The 9,610-nt window shown below is 66.7% G+C and carries 9 protein-coding genes, 1 tRNA gene and 1 pseudogene; 5 read left to right on the forward strand and 6 right to left on the reverse strand.

Annotation, left to right across the window (positions count from 1 at the left end; translation table 11 throughout):
- A partial coding sequence (locus JSE7799_RS08165; protein WP_055663169.1) for a helix-turn-helix domain-containing protein occupies positions 1 to 392 on the reverse strand: 392 nt, incomplete at its 3' end.
- A 561-nt stretch (positions 393 to 953) separates the two neighbouring features.
- Positions 954 to 1,030, reverse strand: a tRNA-Met gene (locus JSE7799_RS08170).
- A 102-nt stretch (positions 1,031 to 1,132) separates the two neighbouring features.
- Between JSE7799_RS08170 and JSE7799_RS08175 the strand changes: the two genes are divergently transcribed.
- Positions 1,133 to 2,527: an FAD-binding oxidoreductase gene (locus tag JSE7799_RS08175; RefSeq protein ID WP_055663170.1), complete on the forward strand. Its 1,395-nt coding sequence runs from the start codon at positions 1,133 to 1,135 to the stop codon at positions 2,525 to 2,527.
- A gap of 66 nt (positions 2,528 to 2,593) precedes the next feature.
- Here JSE7799_RS08175 and JSE7799_RS08180 read toward each other — a convergent pair whose 3' ends face one another.
- The 3 genes from JSE7799_RS08180 to trhO form a co-directional block, all read right to left on the reverse strand.
- The gene (locus tag JSE7799_RS08180) at positions 2,594 to 3,034 is read right to left on the reverse strand and encodes a DMT family transporter (protein ID WP_055663176.1); all 441 of its coding nucleotides are present in this window, start codon (positions 3,032 to 3,034) and stop codon (positions 2,594 to 2,596) included.
- A gap of 106 nt (positions 3,035 to 3,140) precedes the next feature.
- Positions 3,141 to 4,430: an NAD(P)/FAD-dependent oxidoreductase gene (locus tag JSE7799_RS08185; protein WP_055663171.1), complete on the reverse strand. Its 1,290-nt coding sequence runs from the start codon at positions 4,428 to 4,430 to the stop codon at positions 3,141 to 3,143.
- A gap of 218 nt (positions 4,431 to 4,648) precedes the next feature.
- Positions 4,649 to 5,545 (reverse strand): oxygen-dependent tRNA uridine(34) hydroxylase TrhO, encoded by an 897-nt coding sequence (gene trhO, locus JSE7799_RS08190; protein WP_055663177.1) that lies wholly within the window; start codon positions 5,543 to 5,545, stop codon positions 4,649 to 4,651.
- Between the two features lie 143 nt (positions 5,546 to 5,688).
- Between trhO and pncA the strand changes: the two genes are divergently transcribed.
- From pncA to JSE7799_RS21010, 4 genes are all read left to right on the forward strand, one after another.
- Positions 5,689 to 6,285, forward strand: a complete 597-nt coding sequence (gene pncA, locus JSE7799_RS08195) for a bifunctional nicotinamidase/pyrazinamidase (RefSeq protein ID WP_055663172.1) — start codon at positions 5,689 to 5,691, stop codon at positions 6,283 to 6,285.
- A 378-nt stretch (positions 6,286 to 6,663) separates the two neighbouring features.
- Positions 6,664 to 7,032 carry a hypothetical protein gene (locus JSE7799_RS08200; protein ID WP_055663173.1) on the forward strand — a complete coding sequence of 123 codons (369 nt, stop codon included), beginning with the start codon at positions 6,664 to 6,666 and terminating at the stop codon, positions 7,030 to 7,032.
- Positions 7,029 to 8,321: a nicotinate phosphoribosyltransferase gene (pncB, locus tag JSE7799_RS08205; RefSeq protein WP_186201879.1), complete on the forward strand. Its 1,293-nt coding sequence runs from the start codon at positions 7,029 to 7,031 to the stop codon at positions 8,319 to 8,321. The genes JSE7799_RS08200 and pncB overlap by 4 nt, the downstream gene beginning before the upstream one ends.
- A 35-nt stretch (positions 8,322 to 8,356) precedes the next feature.
- Positions 8,357 to 8,500 (forward strand): hypothetical protein, encoded by a 144-nt coding sequence (locus tag JSE7799_RS21010; protein WP_186201880.1) that lies wholly within the window; start codon positions 8,357 to 8,359, stop codon positions 8,498 to 8,500.
- 657 nt (positions 8,501 to 9,157) lie between these two features.
- Here the strand turns inward: JSE7799_RS21010 and JSE7799_RS08215 are convergent.
- Positions 9,158 to 9,610: pseudogene (locus tag JSE7799_RS08215) on the reverse strand (transposase); the annotation flags it as partial.

Raw genomic sequence — 9,610 nt, forward strand, 5'->3', positions numbered from 1 at the left:
GTCCGCTCCGCCACGCGAATGCCAAAGCGGCGCTCCACCACTGCGCACAGATCAACCCGCCGCCAGCGCACAACTCCGTCCATCTCCGGGTCCGGCCCCGCTTCGACGATCGCCGCCAGCTCGCTCATCTGCTCCGTGCTGAGCATGGGCGTCCGGCCCGGAAGAGGACGATCGATGAGACCCGACAGCCCCTCCGCATTATAGCGATGAACCCAGTCGCGCAGGGTCTGCCGATCCATCCCGCAACTCTCTGCCGCCTCCGTCCGTGTCCGCCCGTCGAGCACGAAGGCCAGCGCAAGCATCCGCCGCGACGCCCTTGCGTCCTTCGCCCGCGCCGCCTCGCGCCGTAGGTCCGCCGCCGACAGCTCCCTACGCGTGATCTCCACCCCCATGCTGATCCTCCCTCACATCCCAGAGAGAGTGAATCAGCAACTGACACACCTGGGAAGCCCTCACAGAGTCAAAGCCTCGGGCCGTTGGTATAAGTGCTCCTCCGACAGGCGCACAATGACCGCCTCGACCTCGGACAGCCTCCAGCGGGAGGAGCTGCCCAGCTTCAACGGCTTCGAAATCGTCTTCTTCTTGATGTCGCGTATATGCTGGCGCGCGACCGCCGGAGGATTTCCACGAGAGTGGCACTGCCGACGAGGGACCCGGGAGCGGGGGAAGTCTTGTGCATGATGCTCTCCTTCTCTCGATGCGGAGGGGAGGTTGGTTCGCTTCGCGGGTGCACAAAAACATTTCAGACCGTCTCGGGCAGAGAAACCCTACATCTCGCGGGCATCTGCAGAAGCTTGTGGTCGACAGTTCGTCCGCGGATCATCGCAGGCGTGGAAACGAGAGCGCGGCACAAGCCGCACGATATTGCCACCCCGGCGCCACCTTAATCGGCTTTCTGCACGCCAGGCTTTGATACCGATTGGGAGGAATTCGCCAAAAACATTGGGAAACTATGGTGGCGGTGCAGGGACTTGAACCCCGGACACGCGGATTATGATTCCGCTGCTCTAACCAACTGAGCTACACCGCCATCGGCGCGGCAGATACGGCGGCGCTCGGGGCGCGTCAAGTCCGCTTGCGCCGCTTTTCACCGCTCTTCTCCCGTGCCACCTTCCGGGCGGGAGGATATGTCATGAAAGATCGATCCGCGACCGGGTGCCGCGCCCTGTCGGACCTGCGCGACCTGCTGGGCCGGGCGCATGTCCTGACCGATGGCGCCACCGACCCCTTCGCCCGCGACTGGACGGGCAAGTGGCGGGCCGATCCGCTTGCCGTCCTGCGTCCCGCCACGACGCAGGAGGTGGCGGAGATTGTCCGGATCGCCGCGCGCCACGACCTGTCCGTCGTGCCGGTCGGCGGAAATACGGGCCTCGTCGGCGGCACCGCGAACACGGGCGCGCTGATGGTTTCGCTGGAGCGTATGTCGGCCATCCGCGAAGTCCGCCCCGAGGCGGGAGTGATGATCGTCGAGGCCGGCGCGATCCTGTCGGACCTGCACGCCGCCGCCGCCGCGCACGACCTCGTCTTCCCGCTCACCTTCGGGGCGCGCGGGTCGGCGCGGGTGGGCGGCTTTCTGTCGACCAATGCGGGCGGTTCCAACGTGGTGCGCTACGGCTCGACGCGGGGCCTCGTACTCGGGCTCGAAGTGGTGCTGGCCGACGGTCGCGTACTCGATCTGATGAGCGAGCTTCGCAAGGACAATTCAGGCTACGACCTGCGCGACCTGTTCATCGGAGCGGAAGGCACGCTGGGCCTGATCACGGCGGCGGTGCTGCGTCTTCTTCCCGCGCCGCATCATCACGCGACGGCGCTGGCGGCGATCCGCGACCTGCCGGCGGCGCTGTCGCTGCTGCGGCGGCTGCAATCGGCCACCGACGGCGCGGTCGAGGCGTTCGAGTACATGCCGCGCACCTACATGCGGGCCCTGGCTCACCACCGTCCCGACCTGCGGCAGCCCTTCGCAATCCACGACCACACCGTGATGATCGACCTCGGCGGCCTGTCGCGCCCCCTCGTGGACACGCTGGAGGAGGTGCTGAGCGAGGCCGTCGAGGCGGGCGAGGTGCACGACGCCACCATCGCCCAGAACGAGACGCAGCGCGCGCGGATCTGGGAGATGCGCGAGGCCGCGGCCGAGATCACCTTCAAGCGCCTGCCCATCGTCGACAACGACGTGGCCCTGCCGCTCGACGGGGTGGCGGCGTTCATCGACCGGATGCACGAAAGGCTGGCGGCGATCGATCCGGCGGCCGAGACCCTGATCGTCGCGCATCTGGGCGACGGGAACGTGCATCTGACGGTCTATCCCGACGACGGTTGCCGGCTCGAGGATATCCGCGAAATGGTCGAGGACGTGACCGTGGGCCTCGGCGGCTCGATCAGCGCGGAGCACGGGATCGGCCTGTCGAAGCTTTCGACGATGACACGGCGCAAGGATCCCGTCGCGCTCGACGTGATGCGGGCGATCAAGATGGCGCTCGACCCGCAGGACCGGATGAACCCGGGCAAGGTCGTTCCGAAAGCCTGAGCTTACGCGTGCAGCAGGATCAGTGTCTTAGCTGGAAATTACCCATGGGTAATCGCCGGGCGGCGCCTAACGGCCGGCGAATTGCGTGAGGGTCAGCCCCGCCGCCATGACGCCCAGCCCCGCCAACCGCAGCGGCGACAGCGGCACGATCCGCGCGCCGAACAGGCCGAAATGGTCGATCGCCGCCGCCGACAGGATCTGGCCCAGAAGCACGAAGAACACCGCGTTTCCGACGCCGAAGACGGGTGCGATCCACGTGACCGACAGGACGTAGAACGCCACCAGCAGCCCGGCCCCGAACAGGTGCCACGGCTGTCCCGCCATCCGCAAAAGCGCGGACGGCCCCGTCACCACGACCGCCAGCGCCGTCACCGCGAAGGCGACCGAAAAGAGCACGAGCGCCGCCGCCGCCGGGCCGCCCACATTCGCCCCGAGCCGTGCATTCAGCGCCGCCAGAACCGGGATCCCGATCCCGGCCGCCAGCATGATCGCCGCATGATGGATCATTTCGTTTCCCCCGCCATCGGGCCGCCCGGCTTCCGCATCGCGCACCGTCCCATCCGGGCAGCGCAACACTGGATCATATCATCCCGGGACGACGGGGCCGAAGTCCTCATCCCAGCACCGAGAAGCTGCTGCCCGGATGGGCCGTCCGGCGCCGCGAGAAATGGCCCAGATCGATCCGGTTGCCCGTATAGGGCAGGTCAAATTGCAGCGGCGCCGCGTCATGATCCCCGCCCGCCTCGCAATAATTGATCAGCGCCGCCATGATTCGCCCCGCGACCGGCGCGTTCTTGAACTGGTTCCCGCTGGTGCCGCAGGCCATGTAGAAGCCCGGCAGCGACGCGCGGTCGTAGATCGGCAGCCAGTCATCCGACACGTCGTAGATGCCGACCGCCCCCGCGACCCGCCCCGGAAGCCCGACCTGCGGGACGCGCATCGCGTAGCGCATCGCCTGCACCTCCGCCTGCGCACCGACCGTGTCGCGGTCGGTGCGGTCCGTCTCGATCCAGTCGGGCGGATCGCGCTCCGCGCCCTGCGTGCCGACCGAGACGCCGCCGCCGACATCGGGCTTGGAATAGACGGCGACATCGGCATCCGAGACGATGATCTCCTGCGCGCCGGCGGGCAGGGCGGCCGGCGGCAGATGCGCCGTCTCCATCCGCTGCGGCCGCGTGCCGACGCCCATATCCCCGGTCACGCCGGCCAGCCGGTTGATCGCCGCCGATCCGGGACCGGCCACGTTGACGACCACATCGGCGCGGATCTCGCGCCCGTCGGCCAGCCGCACGCCCGCGACGCGGTCGTCGCGCAGGATCTCCGCGACGTCGCCCCGCAGGATCCGCGCACCCCCCGCACAGGCGGCCGCCATGAGATTCTGCGCGGCCAGCGCCGGATCGCTGACATAGCCGGCCTCGGGCCAGAACACGCCGCCGCCAATCTCCCCGCCCGTCGGCGCGGCGAATCCGGCGTCATCGGGCCGCTTCGGCGGAAAATAGCCGACGAGGTCCGCCCCGGGCCAGCGGTCCCGGATCGTCGCCGGATCCCATTCCTCGAACGGGATGCCGAGCGCGCGGCCATGGGCCATCTCCCGCGCCAGTCCGTCATTCGTGCCATGCTTGAGCACGAGACAGCCGCATTGCCGGAACCTAGCCAGCGTCGCCCCCGCAGGCAGGCCCAGAAACCCCGCCCAATCCTGCCAATGGCGCGTTCCCTCCCACGCCAGCGCCGTCCCCTCGCGCGTGGAGTAATGCATCCGCACCACCCCCGACGAGGCCGAGGTGGAGCCATGCCCCGCCACCGCGTTCCGGTCCACGCTCGTCACGCGCCACCCCGCCCGCACGAGCGCCAGCGCCGTGGCCGCCCCGATGACGCCGGTTCCGATGATGATCGCCTCTCTCATTGCCGCCACAGAGCACGCCCTTTGGCCTCCCGGCAAGACATGCTACGTTGCGGCAACGGGTTTCGCATGGGGAGCGTGACGATGACCGATTTCTTTCTTCTGGCCGTGGCGGCGATGGCCGTGCTCGTGCTCGTCCGGCTCCTGACGCGGGGCTGGCCGGAAATCGAGGACGAGGAGGAGGCGCGCGAGGAGGTCTGACCCTGCGCCGCCCGGCCCCTCTACCCCAGATGGCGCGCGCCGCGCGCCTGCGCCAGCCGCACCTGCCGCATCCGTTCGCGGAAGCGGGCGCGGTCCTCGGGGCCATATTCCTCTGCGCAAAGGTGGCAAGCGACGCCCGCCTCGTATTCCGGCCGCTGCTTATCCTCGGGCGCAAGCGGCCGCCGGCAGGCCCGGCAGAGCAAATGTCCCGTCGGGCGCAGCCCGTGGCCCACCCCGACCCGTTCGTCGAAGACGAAGCAGCCCCCGCGCCAGAGGCTGTCGGCTTCGGGCACCTCCTCCAGATAGCGCAGGATGCCGCCGTCGAGATGCACGACATCCGTCACGCCTTCGGCTCGCAGAAGGGCCGTCGCCTTCTCGCAGCGGATCCCGCCGGTGCAGAACATCGCCACCCGCTTGCCCGCCAGCCGGTCGGCGTTCGCCCGCCACCAGCCGGGAAAATCGCGGAACGATGCGGTGCCGGGATCGACCGCGCCGGCGAAGCTGCCGATGGCGACCTCGTAATCGTTGCGCGTGTCGATCGTCACCGTCTCCGGGTCGGCGATCACGTCGTTCCATTCGGTCGGCGCGACATGGCGGCCCGCCTGTTCGGGGTCGAGGCCGGGTCGCCCCATCGTCACGATTTCCTGCTTCACCCGCACCTTCGCCGTCCCGAACGGCGCAGTTTCGGCCTGCGACCATTTCGCCATCATCTCCGCGCAACCGGGCAGCGACCGGATATGGCCCATCACCCGGTCCATCCCGTCGCGCGGACCGGCGAGCGTCCCGTTGATCCCCTCGGGCGCGAGGATCGCCGTCCCCGCCACGCCGGTCTCGCGGCAGAGCGCCAGAAGCGGGTCGCGCAGCGCGTCGGGATCGGGGAAGGGCGTGAAGCGGTAGAAGGCGGCGATGTGGAACATGCCCCGTCGCCTATCGCCCGCGGGGCCGCGGCTCAAGGTGGCGCGCGGTTTCGGCCCCGTTCCGTCGGCGTGGTCCGCCGCATCGGCCGTGACCTTTTCGTCGCCATGCGGTTTAAGGTGGCCCAGCATCCCGGAGCGAGACCATGACCCAAGCCCTTGTCGTCATCGACGTCCAGAACGGATTCTGCCCCGGCGGCAATCTCGCCGTCCCCGAAGGCGACGCCATCGTGCCGGGCATCAACACGTTGATGGACGATTTCCGGCACGTGATCCTGACGCAGGATTGGCACCCGGCGGGGCATTCCTCCTTCGCCTCCTCCCATCCGGGCCGCGCACCCTACGAGGTGATCGAGATGCCCTACGGTCCGCAGGTCCTGTGGCCCGACCATTGCATCCAAGGCACGGCGGATGCCGCCTTCCACCCCGATCTCGCGGTGGACCGGGCCCGCGCCATCATCCGCAAGGGGATGAACCCGGCAATCGACAGCTATTCGGCCTTCTTCGAGAACGACCACGAGACTCCAACGGGGCTGGAGGGGCTGCTGCGCACGCTCGGCGTCACGGACCTGACGATGGTGGGGCTGGCGCTGGATTTCTGCGTGAACTTCTCGGCGGTGGACGCCGCGCAGGCTGGGTTCGGCGTGACGGTTCGCGAGGATTTGTCCCGCGCCATCGACCTCGACGGCTCGCTCGCCGCCGCGCGCGACGGGATGCGAACCGCCGGCGTGACCTTGGCCTGATCCGGCGGGTTTTCGGCCGCTGCTTTCGCGCCCTTGCGTGGCTGGTGGTTGCTTGCGCTCGCAAAGCGTCCTGTGGCGGGAGGCGATCTTGGCCCGTTCGTTATTACACGCCATCAAGGCACGGCAGAGCTTCCTCATCCGACGGATGCCCGACCGTCTCGGAGCAGCGTAGGTAATCGGCAATGGCGGCGTGTTGGGTCCCTTCGGCACAGGTTTAGCGCGTGCAGTCGGCGTGACCGGCGGGTCACGGCGCAAGCGGCGCTTTTCCCGGCGGGCCGGGCGCGCGAGGCCCGGGATCATGCCCGCAAGTCCCTCCGCGATGTCGCCGCCCTGCGCAGGGCGCTCGTCGGCGCCCGTCTCTCCGGCAGTCCGCCCGAGGTGACGGAGCGGGCGCGCACCGGCTTGCTGGCTTGGCTCGACGCGCAGCCGGCCCGGCCCGCTGACGACCTCATCCGCGATCTGTCGCGCGGCGTGGCGGCGACGGCGATCGGGCGGACGATGCTGGCGCAAATTCCCATGCCGGAGGGGTTGGCCTGCGCGGCGGGCTGCGCCTTCTGCTGCATCCTGCCGGGCGAGGATGGCGGCACGCTCACCGCCTACGAGGCCCGCCCGATGATCCGCCGCAGCTATGTGAGCCGTGACGCCACCGCCTGCAAGGCCATCGCCGACGGCTGGCCCGCGCCCTGCCGCGCTAGACAGGCGCTCCGTGCCCTGCTTCAACCGGGGCCAAGGGGGCTGCCACCATGATCGACATCGCCACGCGCGTCTGGAACCACAAATGGAAGATCGACCCGATCGTCCGGTCCCTCATCGACACGGATTTCTATAAGCTACTGATGTGCCAGTCGGTATTCCGCAACAGCCCCGACACGAACGTCACCTTCTCGCTCATCAACCGCACCACGAACGTCCCGCTCGCGCGTCTGATCGACGAGGGTGAATTGCGCGAGCAGCTCGACCATGTCCGCACCCTGAGCCTGCGGCGCGGCGAGAGTACGTGGCTGCGCGGCAACACCTTCTACGGCAAGCGGCAGATGTTCACCCCCGCCTTCATGGAGTGGTTCGAGAACCTGCGCCTGCCGCCCTATGACCTGCGCCGCGCGGGCGACCAGTACGAGCTGACCTTCGAGGGCGCCTGGCCCGAGGTCATGCTGTGGGAGATCCCCGCCCTCGCCATCATCATGGAGCTGCGCTCCCGCGCCGTGCTCGCCGATATGGGCCGGTTCGAGCTTCAGGTCCTCTACGCCCGCGCCATGACCCGCGTTTGGGAGAAGGTGGAGCGTCTGCGCGCGCTGCCCGACCTGCGCCTCGCCGATTTCGGTACCCGCCGGCGGCATTCCTTCCTGTGGCAGGACTGGTGCGTGCAGGCCTGCCACGAGGGGCTGGGCAACAGCTTCGCGGGCACGTCGAACTGCCTCATTGCCAAGAACCGCGACATGGAGGCGATCGGCACCAACGCCCACGAATTGCCCATGATCCGCGCCGCGCTGGCCGGCGACGACGCGGCGCTGGCCCGTGCGCCCTACGACGTGTTGGCCGATTGGCACGAGGAGCACGAGGGCAACCTGCGCGTCATCCTGCCCGACACCTACGGGACCGAGGGGTTCCTCGCGAACGCGCCGGACTGGCTGGCGGGCTGGACCGGCATCCGCATCGATTCGGGCGCGCCCGAGACGGGGGCGGAGACGGCGATCCGCTGGTGGGAGAGCCGGGGCGAGGATCCGCGCGAAAAGCTGGTAATCTTCTCCGACGGGCTCGACGTGGAAAAGATCGAGGAGCTCCACGCCCGCTTCTCCGGCCGCGTGCGCGTGTCCTTCGGCTGGGGGACGCTCCTGACCAACGATTTCCGGGGATTGGTGAAGGACGACGCGCTGGCGCCGTTCTCGCTGGTCTGCAAGGCGGTCGCGGCGGACGGACGGCCGACGGTGAAGCTCAGCGACAATCCCCGGAAGGCGATGGGGCCGGAAGCGGAGGTCGCGCGTTACAAGCGGGTCTTCGGTGTGGGAGGGCAGGTGGCGCGGGAAGTGGTGGTTTGAATTCGATTATGGTTCCCAGACACGAGAAATGGCGCATGGATTATCGTCAGAGCCCCTATCTGCGTCATTTAACCGAAGCAGAGCTACTTGAAAGGTTTAGAAATTGTTTCAGCGTCGTGATGGATCTAAATGACGATGGAAAAATAATACCCGAAATGATTCGCAGTGAAGATGAGTGAACCATGGCTTTGTTTACCCAAGTATTGTAGGAGGGTAAACCTAGAGGAATGAACCATGACGATCTGGCCATTGCGTCCGACATCAGGAATCTTGTCACTCCATTCTGGGGAGATAAGGCCGATAAGGCCATATCTGCGATAAAGGGCCGCGGCGAAACTCTTAAGCTATATATTATCACATTTGGAAAAAAGAGAGACTCCGAGAAACCTTCCAGGCTGGAAAATTGTTCGTCAATCATGCTTCTGACTACAATGACAAGCGCCATATTGCAGCAGTAAAGGACGATGAAATACACCGGCCATATTCGTTTGTGCTGGGAGCGGAAGACATACGCAAAATTGGAGCAAAGCACAAATTAAATATTCAAGATCACGAAGGTCGATTCCATTTCTCAATTGAAAATTACTCTGATTATTGGTTAAGTTTTTATTGTCGAGGGTTTCTGCCTAGAATGGTCCAAGAGTTCGAAGCTGATGCCTGCATTGTTGTTAACCCGCATAATTCATGAAGCTGCGGACTTGTGCTCCGTGGGATGGTTTCCCCGGTCTCGGTTTTCTTGCGCGCACCCGGTGTTTGCGTCCGGTTGGCAGGCCGGCCGGTGACTTGGGTCTTGGGCGATACGGGTTGATGTTTCTGGGTTTGTCGGGGCGCTTGCGTCAGGCTGTTTTCGGTGGGGCGAGGGCGTCGAAGAGAAGGAGGAGAAGTCCCTTTCGGGACACGATGCCGGCAGGGTCACGATGATCCGGGTCTTCTTTTCGACGATGGTGGCGGCCAGTTTGACGAGATGCAGCCGCAGTGTGTCGAACTGGGCGCGGCGCCACGGTGAGCGCTTCGGGCAAGCCGCGCGGAGCTTCCACCAGACCCAGTAGGCGCAGCCGTGCAGCATCAGACGCATCTGGTTGGCGTTCGCCTTCGAGCATGATGTCCGGTCTGATGCGAGATGGGTTTTCCACGCCTTGATGTGGTTCTCGGCCTGGCCGCGGGCGGAATAGAGCTTCTCGTAAAGGTGCTTGCCGCGACCGCCCTCGAGGTTGGTGACGACGTAGCGGGTGTCCCGACCCATGGGGCCAACCTCGACGCGGGCGATGACGCGGCGGGGTTTCGACCAC

This window comes from Jannaschia seosinensis (assembly GCF_001408515.1).
GTDB lineage: Bacteria > Pseudomonadota > Alphaproteobacteria > Rhodobacterales > Rhodobacteraceae > Jannaschia > Jannaschia seosinensis.